The sequence below is a fragment of the Epilithonimonas zeae genome (genome assembly GCF_900141765.1).
Taxonomy (GTDB): domain Bacteria; phylum Bacteroidota; class Bacteroidia; order Flavobacteriales; family Weeksellaceae; genus Epilithonimonas; species Epilithonimonas zeae.
Map to the genome: position 1 here is coordinate 1,143,242 of NZ_FSRK01000001.1, position 18,348 is coordinate 1,161,589.

16 protein-coding genes are annotated in these 18,348 nt (G+C 34.3%); 11 read left to right on the forward strand and 5 right to left on the reverse strand.

Going from position 1 to position 18,348, the window contains the following annotated elements:
- Positions 1-29 precede the first annotated feature (29 nt).
- Positions 30-1,349: a PQQ-dependent sugar dehydrogenase gene (locus tag BUR19_RS05245; protein ID WP_074233833.1), complete on the forward strand. Its 1,320-nt coding sequence runs from the start codon at positions 30-32 to the stop codon at positions 1,347-1,349.
- A 75-nt stretch (positions 1,350-1,424) separates the two neighbouring features.
- On the opposite strand, the gene BUR19_RS18905 is transcribed toward BUR19_RS05245, so the two are convergent.
- Positions 1,425-1,580 (reverse strand): hypothetical protein, encoded by a 156-nt coding sequence (locus tag BUR19_RS18905; RefSeq protein ID WP_175565869.1) that lies wholly within the window; start codon positions 1,578-1,580, stop codon positions 1,425-1,427.
- Positions 1,581-1,805: 225 nt separating this feature from the next.
- Here BUR19_RS18905 and tssD point away from each other — a divergent pair, with 225 nt between their 5' ends.
- Entirely contained in the window at positions 1,806-2,213 is a 408-nt protein-coding gene (gene tssD / locus BUR19_RS05250) for a type VI secretion system tube protein TssD (protein ID WP_074233834.1), read from the forward strand.
- A gap of 79 nt (positions 2,214-2,292) precedes the next feature.
- Here the strand turns inward: tssD and BUR19_RS05255 are convergent, their stop codons facing one another.
- Genes BUR19_RS05255 through BUR19_RS05270 form a run of 4 tightly spaced genes read right to left on the reverse strand, consistent with a single transcriptional unit; the run spans position 2,293 to position 7,538 of the window.
- The gene (locus BUR19_RS05255) at positions 2,293-3,357 is read right to left on the reverse strand and encodes a hypothetical protein (RefSeq protein WP_074233835.1); all 1,065 of its coding nucleotides are present in this window, start codon (positions 3,355-3,357) and stop codon (positions 2,293-2,295) included.
- A gap of 10 nt (positions 3,358-3,367) precedes the next feature.
- Positions 3,368-5,818 (reverse strand): D-Ala-D-Ala carboxypeptidase family metallohydrolase, encoded by a 2,451-nt coding sequence (locus tag BUR19_RS05260; RefSeq protein WP_074233836.1) that lies wholly within the window; start codon positions 5,816-5,818, stop codon positions 3,368-3,370.
- 3 nt (positions 5,819-5,821) lie between these two features.
- Complete coding sequence (locus BUR19_RS05265) at positions 5,822-6,511, reverse strand: DUF4280 domain-containing protein (RefSeq protein WP_139297266.1); 690 nt, start codon at positions 6,509-6,511, stop codon at positions 5,822-5,824.
- Positions 6,504-7,538: a hypothetical protein gene (locus tag BUR19_RS05270; protein WP_074233837.1), complete on the reverse strand. Its 1,035-nt coding sequence runs from the start codon at positions 7,536-7,538 to the stop codon at positions 6,504-6,506. The genes BUR19_RS05265 and BUR19_RS05270 overlap by 8 nt, the downstream gene beginning before the upstream one ends.
- Positions 7,539-7,943: 405 nt before the next feature.
- Here BUR19_RS05270 and BUR19_RS05275 point away from each other — a divergent pair, with 405 nt between their 5' ends.
- The 9 genes from BUR19_RS05275 (at position 7,944) to BUR19_RS05315 (ending at position 18,347) form a co-directional block, all read left to right on the forward strand.
- Positions 7,944-10,427 (forward strand): ATP-dependent Clp protease ATP-binding subunit, encoded by a 2,484-nt coding sequence (locus BUR19_RS05275; protein WP_074233838.1) that lies wholly within the window; start codon positions 7,944-7,946, stop codon positions 10,425-10,427.
- A 23-nt stretch (positions 10,428-10,450) separates the two neighbouring features.
- Entirely contained in the window at positions 10,451-11,287 is an 837-nt protein-coding gene (locus BUR19_RS05280; protein WP_074233839.1) for a lytic transglycosylase domain-containing protein, read from the forward strand.
- A gap of 16 nt (positions 11,288-11,303) precedes the next feature.
- On the forward strand, positions 11,304-11,744 hold the full coding sequence (locus tag BUR19_RS05285; protein ID WP_074233840.1) for a GPW/gp25 family protein: 441 nt from the start codon (positions 11,304-11,306) through the stop codon (positions 11,742-11,744).
- An 11-nt stretch (positions 11,745-11,755) separates the two neighbouring features.
- A complete protein-coding gene (locus tag BUR19_RS05290) occupies positions 11,756-13,633 on the forward strand; it encodes a type VI secretion system baseplate subunit TssF (protein ID WP_074233841.1) in 1,878 nt (625 codons plus the stop codon).
- A gap of 9 nt (positions 13,634-13,642) precedes the next feature.
- Entirely contained in the window at positions 13,643-14,590 is a 948-nt protein-coding gene (locus BUR19_RS05295; protein WP_245799024.1) for a hypothetical protein, read from the forward strand.
- 33 nt (positions 14,591-14,623) lie between these two features.
- Complete coding sequence (locus tag BUR19_RS05300) at positions 14,624-15,541, forward strand: TssN family type VI secretion system protein (RefSeq protein WP_074233843.1); 918 nt, start codon at positions 14,624-14,626, stop codon at positions 15,539-15,541.
- Positions 15,538-16,683 carry a hypothetical protein gene (locus BUR19_RS05305; protein WP_074233844.1) on the forward strand — a complete coding sequence of 382 codons (1,146 nt, stop codon included), beginning with the start codon at positions 15,538-15,540 and terminating at the stop codon, positions 16,681-16,683. The genes BUR19_RS05300 and BUR19_RS05305 overlap by 4 nt, the downstream gene beginning before the upstream one ends.
- A 184-nt stretch (positions 16,684-16,867) precedes the next feature.
- A complete protein-coding gene (locus tag BUR19_RS05310) occupies positions 16,868-17,836 on the forward strand; it encodes a hypothetical protein (protein WP_074233845.1) in 969 nt (322 codons plus the stop codon).
- 40 nt (positions 17,837-17,876) lie between these two features.
- The gene (locus BUR19_RS05315; protein ID WP_074233846.1) at positions 17,877-18,347 is read left to right on the forward strand and encodes a DUF4280 domain-containing protein; all 471 of its coding nucleotides are present in this window, start codon (positions 17,877-17,879) and stop codon (positions 18,345-18,347) included.
- The last annotated feature ends 1 nt before the right edge of the window (position 18,348 follow it).

Consider the following 18,348-nt stretch of genomic DNA (forward strand, 5'->3'; position numbering starts at 1 on the left):
GTATTAATTAACACCACATCTCAAAATTTATGAAACATTATCTATTACCGGCAATTACATTACTCTTCGTCAGTTGTAAAGACAATAAAAATCAAAAAGGAAATAGCGGAGAAAGTGCGGAAGTTGCTACTCAAACCGATACTTTAAAATTACCAGCACCAGATGAAAAAGGTGCGAAGAACAAATTCAGTAACGTGATTGGTTGGCCTGAAAATAAAACACCAATTGCGCCGGAAGGTTTTACAGTAACCCGTTTCGCTGAGAATATCAAAAGCCCTAGAAATATGATTCAGGCTGATAATGGCGATGTTTTCGTGGTACTTTCCAATTCTGAACGGACGGCTACAGAAAAAATTAAAAATGATATCAGTGGTAAAAGTGATGCCGAGGTAGGCGGGAAATCTGCCAACAGAATTCTTCTTTACCGTGATGCCAACAAAGATGGTATCCCAGAATCTTCCTCTGTTTTTTTAGATAATTTGAACCAGCCTTACGGAATGTTGATTATCAAGGATCAATTCTACGTTGCAAATACCGATGGACTTTGGGTTTATCCTTACAAGCAAGGTGACACCAAAATCACAAAACCTGGAAAGAAAATCGTGAGTTTGCCGGCTGGTGGATATAATAACCACTGGACAAGAAATCTCACCAGCAATAAAGATCAAACTAAAATTTACATCTCGGTAGGATCGGGTAGTAATGTTGGCGAGAATGGTATGGAACACGAAGTGCGAAGAGCTAATATTCTGGAGGTGAATCCTGATGGAAGCGGAGAAAAGATTTATGCTTCAGGACTTAGAAACCCAGTTGGAATGAGCTGGAATCCGTCAACCGGAAAATTATGGACAGTGGTCAACGAAAGGGATGAACTAGGCGATGAATTAGTTCCGGATTATCTAACCAGTGTGAAAGCTGATGCGTTTTATGGTTGGCCTTATGCTTATTTCGGGAAAAATGAAGATCCAAGAAGGAAGGGCGAAAAACCTGACCTGGTAGCTAAGACTATCATTCCGGATGTTCCTTTGGGAAGTCATACAGCGTCTTTGGGTTTGACATTTTATACAGGATCACAGTTTCCGGAAACTTATAAAAATGGTGCGTTTATCGGACAGCACGGTTCTTGGAATCGTTCTTCATTAGTTGGTTACCAAGTTGCATTTGTGCCGTTTAAAGGTGGGAAAGCTTCTGGTCCTTACAAACCTTTTTTAACAGGATTTATTGCCAATGAAGCTAAAGGAGATGTCTATGGCAGACCTGTCGGAGTATTGCAAATTGCAAACGGATCACTGCTGGTGGCAGATGATGTAAGCGGAATTGTATGGCGGGTTGCTTACAATAAAAAATGAGACTATTGAAAAAGCAACTTAAAAAAGTTGCTTTTTTATTTAATATGGATCATCGATTGAAATTATAAAAGAATTTTAACCCTTTTCATAGAGTCCTTTCCAGATAAACCAAAAGATTAAAAGTGGCAAATGTAGAATTCCTAAAAGCATTAGTTTATTACTAATTCTTACTTTTCCAATCTTACCATCTACAAAATAAATTGATCTAATATACTGATCTATGAATCGCATCTTAAAATTTTTTCTCTACCATTCAAAACTTATTCCTAAAACAGTTTTCTATATTAATAAAATATTAATTGAATAATCTGAATAAAACTGAAATCTCTGCAAATTGTAAAACTGTAGTAATTCTACGACGATTTTTTCGGTTTAGTGGTTCTATCTTTGGTATATAAAAAGAAAGGAACACACTAATACACAATATAATATATTAATAATTAAATTTTAGAAATCATGGCAAACAATTCAAGAGCCGTATTAAAATTCAACGGCGGTGCAGAACAAAAGATCCTTAAACTGAATTACGGTGTATCAAGAAACACGGATGTTTCCGGTAGAGTTGCATCAGACCCTTCTAACGCATTGATCAAAATCACTGTAGAAGCAACTGAAGATTCAGGAATTTTGGAAAGTTTATTAAATGGAAAGTATAAGCCAACAAGTGGTGAAGTCACTTTCAATAAGTCACACGAAGAAGGAACATTGACAACTCTGAAGTGGGAAAACGGATACGTTATCCAGCACGAAGTAGATTATGATGCTTTGAACGAGGATAATATGTTCATCAGCTTTATAGTAAGTGCAGAGAAAATCGATTATGGTAACTCAGCTTACGATGGGGTTTGGCCAGGTGCTAAATAATCATTTAGATTAAACATTCTCATATTAACACAAGCAATCCTGATAAAACTATTTATCAGGATTGTTTATTTATTAAGAATTATTCTTTTTTCAAAACCTGCCAATCTTGGTTTAGAAAACGTTTACTTTTTATATAATAGATTCCATTTTCTTGTTTAAGATAAAAATCGTTGATATCGTTTTCATCACATTTTCCAGTGGCCTTTAGAACTCCATTTTCTTCGGTGAGATAGTAATCACCTTCACACCAATAATCCTGAGTTTGATCTGCACCAATACTTAAAATAGCAGATTCGTTTGATTTTAATGAAATCGAGTATAAAAGATCAATTTCTTTTTGATTATAATTACTGATAGCTTTGGTTGTGATTTGATATTCGCCTTTCCAATCTTGGGTTTTGTTTTTTTCAACTGATGATTCTGTCGTTTTTTTTCCTGATTTAATATCAGACATTAAAATTTTTGCATAGGAAATAGCTCCAGAATCATTTTTTCTGATTTTAAGAATCATATTATCATTGCCATCCCAAAAAACGTTATCGGTTAAATAATTTTCTGACCAAATGGTGATAAAATGTATTAGCTTCTTATTCTTAATATCATAAAGTGAAACTTGAGAAGAAAGCCCGTCTGCATTTTTAAAATTGAGTGCGTAATTTTTACTTTTAGAAAAAAATGGGGTAGAGCTAATAGTTGTGTATTGATAATTTTGATTACTCAAAAGCAATGCTTTTTCACCTTCGTAAAGATTCAAATTGATAATATGACTATCAATCACATTTGAAAAACCTAAATAAGAATAATTAACAAAAGTATCAGAATCTTTATCCTCAGAAGGAACAAATTTTACAGTTCCATAAGCTGTTTGTAAGACGTTGTTCTTAAAAACATATTGTTTTGAATCCAAACTGTTTTGGTAAGCTAGGGAATCTTTCAAATATTCTTCTTTAGAAATCGGTTTTAAATAGTTATCAAATTCATATTGCTCTTTGCTGATAAATGATTCTGTTTTTTCGAGATCAACGATTTTCTCTTTATTGTAATCAAAAGTATAGTCTTTGATTGTTTTATTGTGCAGATTATCAGGCTCTTTCTTACAAGATAAAATGCCAAATATCAAAAGTAGTGCAATCAGATTTTTCATAGATAATTATTTATATTGCTAAATCAAAAGTTATATATTTTGTTTTTCCATTCACTCTTGTAGCTCTGGTATTGATTTTTTTATTTCCCGAAGGTTTGTAGCCTACATGTACCCAATTGGGTTCGCTCTTAGTTCCATATTCCCAAATTATCTGGTGGTAAGTCAGATTATCTTTTACATATTTGAAGATCTGTTTATTAGTAATACCATTGGTACCTTGGATATCTAATGCTTGGCCAAAACGATGTTGCGATGTGCTGGAACCTCCTACTTTTTTATTGACAGCCTCACTCCTGAAAACGCTTGTCAGTCTAACATTGCCATTGAACTTGTCATAAATTTTATCATAAATATTGATACCAAGTTGTTTTAGATTTTCTTTTTCTGCAGCACTTGGTTTATTGTCTAAACCATTTTTCTTAGCTGTATCACTCTTTATTGCTTGTGCTAAACTTAGATGGACGCTTAACATTCCTTCTTTGGGAGTTTCTGGTGTTTTTGCAACAGGAGCAGCCTTAGTAGTTGAACATTTGAATTCCTTAGGTTTGTTGTTTTCTCCTTCTTTGACACTGTTGTGATAACGTTCTAATATTTCGGATCTTTGAATTTTTTTGTCATTTTTATGTTCTCCAGTACTTTTTGTATCCACACTTGCATTTTGTCTGTACTCTTCTGTACCGCTTTCATATAAAACAAAATCATCAGCTTTTCCGACACCTTTGGGCGCAAAAACATGTAAATAAATATCTTCAGGGCTTTTTATTTTACTTTTACTGTCTTCAAAATATTTTTTAACATAATCTAATTGATTGACTTCGCCCATTTTTGCTAATTTCAATTTCAACTCGTGTAGTTTATCAAAACCAGTTCCGGATTTGAATTCTCCTATTGCCTGCAAAGCCGCTTGTGTAAACTGAATTAAACCTACAGCTCTGGAACTTTTGGAAATTATTTTCCCATTTTTATCTTTTTTGTACAACCAAAAATCATCTTTAGTAATTGAGTTTACATCCTGTAAAGACTTACCCATAATTTGATGTGCTTTAAAAGATCCTGCAGTTTCAACATTCATTACGGCCATTAGACCATTTGCCATTTGCATTTTTCTGTCTTCTCCCCAAAGTTCCAGACATATTTGTACCACTTTTTTCCTGAATTCGCAGCTAACTGCTCCTCCCCAAACCAGATCTTTATATTGTTCTTGGCAGATACATTTAGCTTTGGTGTCCTGTTTATTGTTTTTATCAACAACAGCTGGACTCTTCAATTTTTCAACCTCCATCAAACCATCAGAATCCACTCCGAATTTTTTAGATTCTCCGGAAATTTCTAAAGGAATTACTTCGATAAAATAATTTTGTTTTTCGTTATCAGAATCTCCCCAAACTCCGGACATTCCTTTTGAGAAAACATTATTGTTTAGAGTGAATCCACTTGTAACAATAGAATCGTAATCTACACGGATTTTTGCACTTCTGTAAACTTCGTCGTGTGAAGTGATTGAATCGTATTCCCAGACAACATATTGGATGTGTTTACCTTTTAGATTCTGGGAATCAACTCTTACACGGATTTTGTCACCAATTTTAACCTTGGTTAGTTTTTTTTCATTAGCATCTACAAAATAAGCATCTATGATTTTTCCTTTTGTGTCAGGTTGTTTTTGTGTTTTACTTGCAGGCGTTGCCGGAAACTTGGGTGTATTTTCTTTTGGCTTAGGCTTATAATCAGGATTGGCAACATTTACGTTGACTTGACTTGCTTTTTCTCCTTTTCCAAGATGGGTTGCTGTAACATAATATTCGTGATTGGCACCTTCGTCTTTATCACCTTTCATCAGATATTTATTAGCAATTTGTCGCATTACCTTTTCATCGGCACTCAAGGAGATTTTAGCTTCAGCAATTCCTTTTTCGTTAACAATAGCTTTATAAACTCTTGGGATTTTATTATTTTTATTGATTTCAGGATTGTGACCTTCACCTGGAGCATCATCTTCCCAAAGCTGAAATTCTATCTCTTGCCCGAATAAGCCAGTGCAAAAAGCCTGAGCAATCAATGTATCTCTGTAATTTGCCTTATTTACATCTTTTTTTCCACGATTAAAGAGCACAACTTTATCTATTTGTCCTATTTTACTGGCTGTTGGTTTTACTTCAAGTTTACCATATAATGTTTTGGTTGATTGTGCGCTTGGCGGCAAAGCTTGTTTAATTTCGAAAATTCGGATTTCAAATAGATCACCAGCTACGGGTTCGAAAAAAGTATAGTCAACCTTGGTTCCTGTTTTTGGAGTTCCGTTTTTAGTGATGTCAATCCAGTTGCCGTTTTTTTGCTTTTTGAAAAGATACCATTCGTATTTGCTACCTGGATTAAAAAAGGGTAGTGAGCTGAAAATTCTGATCTCGTAGAAATTGGTTTCTCCTACTTTTGGATTTTGATTACCGATAATTGTTGCCATAGATTATTTGTAATAAAGTTGATCCGACTGGTTGATTTCTTCTTTGAACTCTTCAAAATCCATCATTGGATTGTAAGCCTGTTGTTCTGCGGAATCTGCATTATTCACATTACTTTTTCCGGCTTCGGATTGTTGACCGTGTTTCATAATGGTAATTTTTCCGCCAACAGCACAAAGTAATTCTGAAAGTTCTGTAACGCACTTTTTATTCAGAATTTTCACCTTGTCATATGTTTTGATCCATTTTCCGGAAGGTGCAAAAGCACAAGGATTTCCATTTTTGACACTACAAGTTCCGAAAGGCATAGCTGCAGGATTGAAGGTAAGATCATCTTCTGTAACAGCCAGATAATCGGCTTTTCCTTGTTCATCATTCCAATAATGTTTCTGCTGGCTCGTAACTTTGAACTGAGGAAATTTCGCGCCTTTGTCGCAGCAAGCTAATCCTTTTTGCACTACGAAATATTTACCGTTGTGGTCGCTGGAATTGCTTTCAGATTGTTTTTCATCTTCTTTTTGTTCCTTCTTTTCATCAGTAGTTTCAGAATTTTCATCTGCTTGGTCTTCTTCATCCATTGTATCTCGCCCTTCATCAACGTCTAAAAATTCATCATCGTTAAAAAAATTGGATTCATCTAAATCTGAATTTAGATTTTTATTGATAATATCATTAAAATCAGAAGTCTTATCCATTTTGGGTCAGCTTTAGGGTTTGTTTCCTGAAAATCTCTTGGTCCTTCCTGAATGTTACCGAAGCTTCTGCTTCCAGCATTCTCTTAGTTTTTTTATCAGTTCTGTAAAGTAATTCTATTTCGCCATCAGCTAATTCTTCGCTTTGATTATCAAATGATTGCCCTCGTAATATTTCCTGAAGGCCGAACATATCTTTTATAGTTCCGCTCAGTTTTGTCTCTACAATTTCAGTGCCTTCGTGATTGTATTTGGCAGACATTGAGCATTTTAAAAAGATTGAGTTCGGTAAAAAATAAAATTGTTCTGTCCAATTATTAGTTTTATGAAACCATTCCATTTTTGGAAACAGGAGTTGGTATAATAAGGATGATGTGAACAATTTTAATGCATAATCTTTTTTTTCCAAATTTTCTGAAAATCTATTGAAATAAGCTTTGTAGACATCGCCGACGAAAAACTCTTCAAGATCCTGTCGTTTTTCTTCAAATTTCTTTTTGAGCGTTTCAAATTCAAAAAAACCTGAGATTCTACCTTGTATAGGAATGGTTAAAGAAATAGGAGAGATACTTTCCATACAAGCTGAAGAAATTGAACTCATTTTATCATCGGGAGCAGAACCGTCTTTTAAAAAATCATATGTGCGAATATCAGCAATCTCAAATGGATAATTATTATCTTTTTTAGCTCTAAATCCAACATCAACTTTATATTCTATTTCGAAGTTTTTCTGGATTATTCCTGAATAGGATTCTTTTACTAAATAAGTATCAGCATAAAAATCTCTGGTAATACTGGATGGCGGTAATTCTCTTTCGAGTTCTGTTTTGAGTTGTGATGGACTTTTATATTGTTTTGGGATAATAATTTGTCTTACACCAACAAGATTATTAAACCAAAGTCGATCCATTTTATCACAATGGCTGTTGTGAAAATCCTTTAATTCATCACCTGTCATCCCGATCTTTACGCCTATTTTTTCTAAGGTATCACCAGATTGTATGTCATAAAGCAAAATGTTGTCATCCATAACTTTAGATTTTGCAAAACAGATTTCAATTTTAAATTTAGCTAATCATATTCCATTATTTCTGCTTCTTCAAATTATTTCAAAAATTGTAGTAATTCTACGATTCAAAATTTTCTGTAAAACTTATAATTTACCATTATTAAAGGTGTTAAAAGTGAAACTGATTGTTAAAAATTAAATTGTAAAATCATTAATTAAAGAATTGTTATTGTTTAATTAAAATAACCTTATGTTTTACATACATATCATTAATATTGAATTAATCTTATAAAATTTAACATTATGGCATCATTTTTACTGCGAATTAGTAAATAAAGGTTTTGTTCTTTAGAAAGTATAGAGTAAAATTTTTATTTGCGTTTATAAGCCTTGCAATAATTATTAAAATACAAAATATAAATCTTTATGAGTGTATTAGTAACTAACGAGACGATTAAAGAAGTTTTTCATATTGCCGAATCTGTAGCAAGAGAAAATTACAACAGCCAATGTGGAGCTTCCCATCTTTTACAAGCGCTTTTGCACAATAATTTTGGATTAAAAGATTTCCTTTTAAATATCGGCAAAGATCCAGGCTACATCTACGAGTGGGCAGAAGTTCGTATAGAAGAACTTCCTAAAACGGCACATCTTCCTGATGATATTTCTAAAGATGAAAAAGTTAATATCATTCTCGAGGAAGCAGATGATATCAGATTAAAATTAGGTTTAGACGAGATCTCTCCGCTTTGTTTGCTGGCTGCAATCTCAAAACCGAATGTAGCTTACAATGTTCAGGAACTAAAGTCTTTTCCACTCCGCGAACACGAGATTCTCAATTTTTTTCGGGGCGAGGACAAAAAAGTCAGTATTCAGGAAAATCATTTGACGGGAAATTCTATCCCAAATAAAAATTCATTTCCAGCTATAAACAGTTATTGTATTGATAAAACCCAACAAGCTAATCAAGGTAAGCTAGATAATATTATCGGTCGCGATAAAGAACTGAGAATGTTAATCGAAATTCTTTGCCGACGCACAAAACCGAATGTCATAATTGTAGGAGAGCCTGGCGTTGGAAAAACAGCTTTGCTGGAAGGTTTTGCAATAGAAATCAATAGTGGGAATGTTCCGGAAATGTTGAAAGAAGCGACTTTGCTGGAATTAGACACAGGATCATTACTGGCCGGAACTTCTTACAAAGGCGAAATCGAAGATCGTCTAAAGAAGGTGATTAACGAATGTAAGAATATCAACAAAGCGATTCTTTTCATTGATGAAATTCATTCTCTATTAGACAGTAAAGGAAGCGCTGGAAATGTCGCCAATCTTTTAAAACCTGAACTCGCAAGGGGCGAAATCACCGTGATTGGTGCGACTACGCAAGAAGAATACAGGAAAATCATAGAACCAGAAAGAGCTTTTGACAGAAGGTTTGAAGTTCTGAATGTTGAAGAGCCAGATGATATAACCTGTGTAAAAATGATTGATGTTCTTCTGGATGGTTACAAAAATCACCATAAAGTAGAAGTTGACAGAACTGCTTTGGCAGATTGTGTAAGTCTTGCAAAACGCTATTCTAAAGGAAAAAAACTTCCGGATTCTGCAATCGATTTGTTGGACAGAACAATGGCTTCCATCAAAATGCTGGATGAATTATCTGAAACCGAATTAAAATCCTGGAAAGAAAACTACGACAAAATCATTGCTGAAAGTGATGAGACAGATCCACTTTTGATTGATGAATTAATCTGGAATTACAATCTTCTTCAAAATAAATTGAGTCCAATCCTTTGGGGTTCACTTTCCGAGCAGCATACTTTGGAAACTTCGATGGATATTAGTCAGATTAAAAATATCATTAATTCAACATTCGAAGAATTAATACAATTAGCATCAATTAAAAGAGAAAAAGTAGGGAAGCTGGAACTGGCTGCTGTAATGGCTGCAAAAACTGGAATTCCGATTGGTAAAATCCAAGCCAAAGAAAAAGAAAAACTCCTGAATATGGAGGAAATGCTCATCAAAAGAGTAGTAGGACAAGATCACGCTTTGAAAATTCTTGCTGATGCCATCGTAGAAAACCGAAGCGGACTCAATAAACCGGGACAACCAATCGGATCATTTTTCTTATTAGGTCCAACCGGAACAGGAAAAACTGAATTAGCTAAATCTATCGCCGAATTACTTTTCAATGATGAAGCTGCGATGATTCGTTTTGATATGTCAGAATTCAAAGAAGAACATTCTGCAGCGTTATTGTACGGTGCGCCTCCGGGTTATGTCGGCTATGAAGAAGGAGGAATGCTGGTCAATAAAATCAGACAAAATCCTTATTCAGTTGTTCTTTTTGATGAGATAGAAAAAGCGCACACTTCTGTTTTTGATGTTTTTCTTCAGATTATGGACGAAGGAAAAATTCACGATAAACTAGGAAAAGAAGGTGATTTCAGTAATTCCTTAGTTCTATTTACTTCAAATATAGGAAGCGAGGAAATCGTAAAACATTTTGAGCAAAATGAAATTCCGACTTCTAAAAATCTGATGAAAATAATGATGGATTCCGGAAGATTCAGACCTGAATTTTTGGCCAGAATTACGGAGATTATTCCATTTGCGCCAATTAATGAAAATATGGCTGAGAAGATTTTCAGTATTCAGTTGAAGTCTTTGAGAAAAGCCTTAACCCGATTGGGAATTGATTTTAATATTAATGATGAAGCTATTAAAAATCTTGCTTTGAATGGATTCAGCAGCAAATATGGTGCGCGTCAAATCTCTGGTGTAATCAGAGCTCAATTAGCAAGACCAATTTCTAAAAAAATTGTAAGAGAAGAAGTAAAAGCAGGAGAAACCATCAATGTAAGCTGGAATCAGGAGAAGGAAGATCTGGATTGGGTAATTTCATGAAATAATCATTCAAAATATTAAGAATGAAATATTTAGTTTTATTTTTTGTCATCATAAATTCAACATATTCCGCACAGGGTTTAACGGCTTCCGATACTTCGGAACAAAGTGTGCGTCGTTATCAAAATGTGATCAAAAGCAATAAACAATTGGTGGATTTCATCGAGTATACTTTTGTCAAAAAAGGAATTCCGAGACATCTGAAAAACCTTGCTGTAATAGAATCTGGTTTGGATCATACACAAGTTTCCCACGCTGGTGCAAAAGGATTGTGGCAGTTTATGTCCGCTCACGCCAACGATTATGGTTTGACGGATGACAACAGATCAGATATGTACAAAAGCACCAAAACGGCTGCAATTTCTTTACAAAATCTTTACAGAAAATATGGAAATTGGGTAACGGTTGTGGCGGCTTACAATTGTGGCGAAGGTAATATCCAGAAGGCAATGAATAAAGCGGGTTCCAGAGCTTATACGGATTTTGCAGCTTATCTTCCGTTGGAAACTCAAAATCACGTCAAAAAATATCTTAATGCAGGTTATGCAACAGGAGAATTGGAACAGATTTTAAACGATTACAGAAACTTTGCTACAAGCAAAAAAGCATTAGCACCTTTTAATTCTAAGTACTCGAATTCTCAAGCCAGTTTAGCTGAAACTAAATTAAACGGCGCTTTTGATATTGATGAAATTGCTGAATGGCTGGATATCAACAAAGAAGAAATTTTAGCTTGGAATCCCAAATTAGAAAAAGAATTGAATGAAAAAGGAGAAAGCAATTTTTATTTACCAAAAGATTTGATGGTCAATTTCTTGATGAATAAAAATGAAATTCTGAAGAATTCTTTGAACAATTAATTTTAAAACTAAACCAATGGAAAGCCAGAATTACAAAATTCCCTTTAATCCATCGAGTATGATGATCAGTAATGGTCAAATTGAAACTTGTGATATTGCAGAAAGTATCGCTCAAAATATTATGCTCTTAATCATTACTAAAAAAGGGGAGAACAGATACGATGAAAACTACGGAAACGATGTCTGGAATTTGGAATTCGATAATGGCGTAACGCCTGCAATGTGGGAAAATCTTTTTGTAACCAGTTTGCAAAGACAAATTGCAGAATATGAGCCGAGAATCGTAAATGCGGTTGTTCAGGCGCACATCAATTATGTTGAACACAGTTATGAGACACGAGGTTTCAGCGAAGTGAAGAAGAAGGTAAAAGTAGGTATTAATGCGAAAATGGAAGCTACAGGCGAGCGTTTCAATTTTTCTACCGAATTGTTTCTAAGTCCAATGTCCATCGATTAAAATATAGAAGTATGAGTTTTGACCAACAACAGACTTTTTCTAAAGAAGTCATAAAAGCGAGAATGCTTCAGAATGCCACGAAACTTTGGGGTTTAAAAAGCATACAATCTTTGGATCCGTTCGTGAAACTGCTTATTGACGCGTTCAGTACAGAGGTTTTTAAAGCTAATAATGAAATCCAAAGCATCAACGGAAGGATTTTGGAACGTCTGGCAAAGCTGTTGACTCCAACCAATTACACCCATCCAACGCCATCCCACGCCATTGCTTTCTGTATGCCGGAAGAAGATACGGAAATCCTGATGGAACATTCTGAATTCTTTTTTAAAAAACATCTGAATTCTTTCCGTAAAACCCAGTCTGATAAACAAGTAGAAATTCCTTTTACGCCTGTTGATAATATAGATTTGGTAAAGGCTCAAAATATCCTGATGGTTGCCGGAAATACGATTTATCATATCGATGAACAGCTTAATAAAATTCCGATTAAGAGGATTTCACAAGATGTTTCGGAGTACAGAAATATAATGATTGGAATAGATCTTAGTCGTTATGAATCCGAAGTTTTTCCGGAAAAATTCAATCTGTATTGTTCTAATCCAACTTATGAAAAGGTAGATTTCATTTACAGGCTTTTGCCGCATATCAAGGTTTTTCATAACAATATTCCGTTGCAGGTTTCTGCCGGAATTAATTATAACAAAACGATTGAGGAAGAAGGTTATGAAGGAATTTTCGAGGAGCAATCAATCCGACATAAGATTAAAGAAGATGTCAAGAATCTTTATAATCACAAATTTATCGAGATCAGCGGTCTTTATCAATCGCTTTTGAAAAGAATAACGCCAGGCTTACCAGAGAATATCGAAGATGGGAGTTCTGTTCTAGATCCATTCAGAAATAAAAAAATTCTTTGGTTGAAAATGGAATTTCCACCGCAATTCACTTCGGAGATTCTTGAGAATTTTTCATTTGTTATGAATGCTTTTCCAGTATATAATCGTGGTTGGAAAAAGACGGAATATAATCTGGATATTATGGGAAATAACATCCCAATGGAAACAAGTGAAGAAGAATTTTTCCTTTATGTAGAAGAGGTTGTGGATGGTCTTGGGAAAAGATATTCGGAGATTCCGTTCACGCCGAATGACGAAATTGAGAAAGGGCTTTTCACGGTAAGAAAAGGCGGAATGGAACGTTTTACCAGTCGAAATGCAACAGATCTGATGTCCCACGTGATGGAATTGTTGAGAGATGAAGTTGCAGCTTTTGCCATCGTCAACAGAGATAAAGTGAAAGATGTTTTGAGTGAAATTTCTGATAAGATGAAAGGTCTGATGAAAAAAGTAGATCAGGCCAATAAAGAACTTAAAGAAGATGTGAATTACGTCATCATCGAGCCATTGGAAAATTCTTCTCATACTTATGCTTCGTTTTGGGTTTCTCACGCTTCGTTGGCTAACAGTATTCGTCCGGGAACAGATCTTAATTCTCAGAAAAAATTTCAGGTTATTACCCTGATTACTGAAACAACGGGCGGAGCAGAAGAGAAAAAGCAGTCAGACACGATTCTGGCCTACAAATACGCACTGACAACTCGGGATAAAATCGTTTCGGCAGAAGATGTGAAAAATTACTGCAAAATGATTCTAAACAGCGAACTGAAAAATGTTACAGTTAAACGCGGAACAATGATCAGTGATAAGCCAAGAGAAGGTTTCATCAGAACTGTAGATGTGGAAATAACGCCTTCGAATTATTCTTTTTACGGAAGGAAATATTGGGATAATCTGGCGAATGTCCTTAAAAATAATATCAAAGCAAAAGCAATAGATGGCGTAGAATATCGAGTGATGATCGTGGAAGAAGCGATGCATTTGGAAATTTAAAACTAACTAATGATGAACGAAACTCAACATATTTCTGAACTGAAATACAATAAGCTCGGTACCGATTTTAAAATAGAATCAGTCGCTGCCAACTTGCTGAAGTATTACAACAACAGTTCAAGTATTTTCATCAGGAGAATTGGGATCAATGACCGTCCTTACCTCAAGGATATCAAGAATATCTATTCCACTTATTATGGTCTGGATAATGAGACAATCATTATGGAAACTTACCGTGAGAGTATCTACGATTATCTTCCGGAAGGTTTGTTTCATCCACCATCTTTGGGAGGTGCTTCTAACAGAGGTGTTGAAAGCGTTGTAAAGGAAATAAGAAGACAGAAAGAAGTAGAGGACAACGCAAGAAACTTTTTCCAGCCTTTTGAGCAGGAATTTTTCTACACAGAAGTTTCTGCGCTTCTGAAGGAAACCGAATTTGATATTGCGGATAAATCGGATACGTTGATCCAGACGTTTACAGAGCTGTGGCCACTTTTGAAGAAAGTAGATTTGGAAACTGCTAAAGTTTTCTTTTACATCCTTCCGTTTTTACACGAGGTTAGAGGAAATAAGCGCTGGATTGAAAGATTTCTGACCGCTTTTTTGAATGTGAAAGTGGCGATTGATTTTGTTCCAAATGTTATCAATAATAACGAAGATGAATTAGGAATTTCATCTTTAGGAAATGCGAAATTAGGAATTACGTTGATTCCGAACGGAAAACATATGGATGGGGAAAGAAACTGGCAGATCACCGTTGGTTCTATTCCCTATGATCAGATTCATAAGTATGTTCCCGGAACGCCTTTTCGGGAATTGTTGCAAAATATCTATGATTATTTTGTTCCGATTAATGTGAAAATTGAAGAAAAATTTGTTACTGAAAAAAGAGATGATTCATTTATTATAAATGCAACAGAAAACACCAATCGATTAGGATTTTCAACGTATATTTAATAAATTTAAAATTATAAAAAACAAAAAACTAATATGGAAGTAGGATCTGTTAAAGAGATTTTTTTAAGATATCTTCTGATGCCATTGATTGCGGGAATTATGGTTTTTATTCTTGCAATGATTCGCAAAAGTCAACCTGCCATCAAGGTCAAACACATTATTTTATATGTTTTGATTGCGGGATTATGTCTCTCTTTACCTGGTTTTTTGGGATTTTCCGGGAATCTTTTTAATCCTTATTGGTATCTTTTTTCACAAGTGATTTATTTGGGATTGGGAATTTTTCACGTTAACTTATTACATCATTATTTCAGAAGACATATTGATAAACTTTGGAAAAGTATTCTTTTTGAAAGCATTCTAAGTATTACCTGTATTCTGTTTGGTGGTTATCTTTTTACATTGATTTTCAAATGGATGAGCAAAGATCTCGGTAATGAATATATGGCTGCAACAAGTCTTTTGATTTTCATTGTACCGCTGGTTTTCTATTATTGTTATGTCCAGTTTGTCAGCATTCCTTTTGATATTTACAAAACGTGGAGATTTGATCCGGATCAGAAACCTCACAACTTTCAAGGTGTTGATTTTGATAAATTAATGGTTCTGAATGTAGAATTAAGCAAAAACTCAGAAGATCAACAGAGATTCATTGTAAAGGCAAAAACGCTTCCCACGGGAATCACTTTTGGAGATTGGTTTTATCGTGTAGTTGATGATTATAATTACAAAAATCCAACAACGACTATCAAATTGATGGATGGAAATGATGAGCCTTTCTACTGGATTTTTTACATCAAAAAGTCATTTTTTAGCCTCAGAAAGTATATCGATTTTGAACAAGATATTTTAACTAATAAGATTACCGAAAACCAAACAATCATCTGTAAAAGAGTCATCAGACATCAGGAAGAAGGTAATATTGCAAACCAAATAACGACAACATTATGATACAGCCAATTAAACATTATGCCGTAAACTGGGTAGATGGAATGAAGATTTCTAAAGATCATCTTGTACAGCAGGAAGATTTTATCATCGATTCTATCAGGGATTCTAATTCACTCCAGGTCAATTCCTACAATTTTGGATTGCTTCCGATTTCTGAAAAATTTGGAGACAAAACCATCTACGAACTTCAAAGCACAGCAACCAATGATGCGCAGTTGATTATCAAAAAATGTACGGCTGTAACGCTCGCAGGTTATAGAATTGAGTTATTTGATTATAAAGTCAATATCAGAAATCTGGCAAAAAATATGTCGCAGGAGCAGGAAGATGTGGATGGTGAATATTATATTCTGGCTTCTGTAAATCCTTTTGATCACGTCTCTTTTGGCGATATTGATGCAGAAGAAATTCCACCAAGACATCCTTTCACAAAACCTAATTACAGGATAGAACTGATAGATGTTTCGGTTCTTAACAGCAGTTATTCCGGAGGAAATTATCTGGTTTTAGGTAAAGTAGCGATGAAGTCTGGAATGGCACAGATTGATGCCCATTTTATTCCGCCTTGCAGCTCGATAGAAAGCCATCCGAAGTTGGTAGAATATTACAACAGCTATTCTAATTCTTTGAGTAATCTTCGTCAGTACGCGTTTAAAATTATCCAGAAAACGGCACATAAAAACCAGAATGTGACGTTGGCTGAGAATATAAAAATGCTTTGTAAAACGATTATTTCAAATATCGGAGAGAATTATTTTCAATTCAAAAATATCGTGACAGAACAGCCTCCAATTTTCTTGATTAATATTTTCTCAAAATTGGCGCTTCAGCTTTATAATGATACGCAGATGATTGTACAATCTGAGTTAGAAGAAATGCTGAATTATAGCTTGGAATGGAGCGAAATCACACCACATTCTTTACTGAATCAACTAACGGTTTCAGCAGAAATCAACTACGATCATCATAATACCGGCGAATATTTTTACAATATCAATCAGATGTTGAAAAGTCTGGAATCGATTTTTGGAAAACTGAGTGAGCTGGATTACATCGGTCAGAGAAAAGAAAATATCATTGTCAATGAACAGGAAGTGAAATCTAACGAAGATCCGAGAAAAGGCTGGAGCGTAATCAATTAATCGATTTTTAGGTCGAAAATTCAATTTAAAGCACCTATCCCAAGGACAAAATCTTTGGGATTTTTAATAAAGATAGAAATCCTGAGTCGTAGAATTACTACACTTTTCAAAATAATGAGAACGATCGATTATCAATCAAAATATGTTTTTTAATTTTAATAACCACAAGAGATTGTGTTAAGGAATGGTTTCAGAAGATAGTTTTATTAAATTAAAAATCAATGGATTATTAGATTTGGAAGCTTTATCAAAAGAATACCAAATTTCCAAAGGAGAGATTATCAAATTTCATAATCAGTATTGCGAGATAGGAGAGATTTTACCTCTGCACTTGCCAAAATATGTTCCTTTTCTGTATTTGCCAAAAAGGAATTATGAGAATAGGAATTCGGAATTTGTAAAGACTAGTGATTTGCAATATCCAGTTGGAATAAGTCAAAAAAAATATGGTGTTGTTATAAAATATCTTCATAGTAATACTCAAATTCATTTCGAGGTTGATGTTAAACGAGATGGACATTTGGTTGAAATTAATAAAGGAAAGAATTACATCAATAATGCTGAAGTTGATAATATTATAGAAAAACTATTTGAAAAAGCAGAACAAGCGATTTATCCTTTGAAAATTACAGTTGATAAAAAAGGAGGCTTTTCAAAAATTGAAAACGAAAATGAAATTAAAGAACGTTGGGAGAAAGACTACTTCCCAAAACTGAAAGAATATTATGTGGGAGAAACTGCAGAAGACATTCTAAAAAAGATGGATTTAACCTTTAGAAATTTGAAGTCAAGACAGACTTATTTTTCTCAAAGCATTTTTTATAAACTTTTTTTTCTTCCAGTTTATCAATCGTATTTCAATTATAGTAAAGATGGAAGTGTTTATTTTTATTTTGCTCATATACAGAGTGATATAGTATTTAATATAAAGTATACTTTAGATAAGAAATATACTCGAGGAAATAAGATCGCTTTACGGATTGTAGGCAATGAAGCGGACAATGAATGGGTTCAGAAAGAACAAAAAGGAAGTGTCAATTGGTTGTATAAATTCCATAAAGATACACACGATTTATTTTCTATAACAGGTTCCGTTTCCACTTTTGACAAAGGAAAAGAACTAAAGACTGAAGTCCAGATATTTGAAATTTAACATTTTGAATTAATTAGAATAAGTACCAAAAGACAATATTATGAGTGAGAAACATCTGGTTTGCCAAGGCGCACTTTGTCGTTGCAATTTCGGGACGGCTCCTGATAAATTAAAAGTCTTAACTCAGAGTAAACGCTACATCAATGATAAAGGAGGTAGTCAAAAACTCATGGCTACTAACAAAGATATCAACAAAACATTCGAAAAAAATATGTTTGGAAACTGCTCCAAACTCAACAATAATCCTTGCCAAGTTACTGTAACACAATGGAGTGATTTTTATGATAAAATTACACTCGAAGAGAATAATGGTAATGCCTTGCTGGAAAGTAGTAAAGCAACTTGTCCTATCGGAAGTACGGATTGTATCTCAATTATCAACCACGGACAAACAGCAGAAGTTTCTCAGCAGAATGTGAAGAATACGGATAAAGAAGTCATTGCAGAACTATTCCCAATGATGGATCTCGAAACAGAAGAATTAGGTTTGTTAAACATCAAAAATTTGTAGG

Excerpts from the sequence above, each read along its gene's own strand:
- BUR19_RS05245 (WP_074233833.1), top strand. The coding sequence starts at position 30 with ATGAAACATTATCTATTACCGGCAATTACATTACTCTTCGTCAGTTGT.
- BUR19_RS18905 (WP_175565869.1), bottom strand. The coding sequence starts at position 1,580 with ATGCGATTCATAGATCAGTATATTAGATCAATTTATTTTGTAGATGGT.
- tssD (WP_074233834.1), top strand. The coding sequence starts at position 1,806 with ATGGCAAACAATTCAAGAGCCGTATTAAAATTCAACGGCGGTGCAGAA.
- BUR19_RS05255 (WP_074233835.1), bottom strand. The coding sequence starts at position 3,357 with ATGAAAAATCTGATTGCACTACTTTTGATATTTGGCATTTTATCTTGT.
- BUR19_RS05260 (WP_074233836.1), bottom strand. The coding sequence starts at position 5,818 with ATGGCAACAATTATCGGTAATCAAAATCCAAAAGTAGGAGAAACCAAT.
- BUR19_RS05265 (WP_139297266.1), bottom strand. The coding sequence starts at position 6,511 with ATGGATAAGACTTCTGATTTTAATGATATTATCAATAAAAATCTAAAT.
- BUR19_RS05270 (WP_074233837.1), bottom strand. The coding sequence starts at position 7,538 with ATGGATGACAACATTTTGCTTTATGACATACAATCTGGTGATACCTTA.
- BUR19_RS05275 (WP_074233838.1), top strand. The coding sequence starts at position 7,944 with ATGAGTGTATTAGTAACTAACGAGACGATTAAAGAAGTTTTTCATATT.
- BUR19_RS05280 (WP_074233839.1), top strand. The coding sequence starts at position 10,451 with ATGAAATATTTAGTTTTATTTTTTGTCATCATAAATTCAACATATTCC.
- BUR19_RS05285 (WP_074233840.1), top strand. The coding sequence starts at position 11,304 with ATGGAAAGCCAGAATTACAAAATTCCCTTTAATCCATCGAGTATGATG.
- BUR19_RS05290 (WP_074233841.1), top strand. The coding sequence starts at position 11,756 with ATGAGTTTTGACCAACAACAGACTTTTTCTAAAGAAGTCATAAAAGCG.
- BUR19_RS05295 (WP_245799024.1), top strand. The coding sequence starts at position 13,643 with ATGATGAACGAAACTCAACATATTTCTGAACTGAAATACAATAAGCTC.
- BUR19_RS05300 (WP_074233843.1), top strand. The coding sequence starts at position 14,624 with ATGGAAGTAGGATCTGTTAAAGAGATTTTTTTAAGATATCTTCTGATG.
- BUR19_RS05305 (WP_074233844.1), top strand. The coding sequence starts at position 15,538 with ATGATACAGCCAATTAAACATTATGCCGTAAACTGGGTAGATGGAATG.
- BUR19_RS05310 (WP_074233845.1), top strand. The coding sequence starts at position 16,868 with ATGGTTTCAGAAGATAGTTTTATTAAATTAAAAATCAATGGATTATTA.
- BUR19_RS05315 (WP_074233846.1), top strand. The coding sequence starts at position 17,877 with ATGAGTGAGAAACATCTGGTTTGCCAAGGCGCACTTTGTCGTTGCAAT.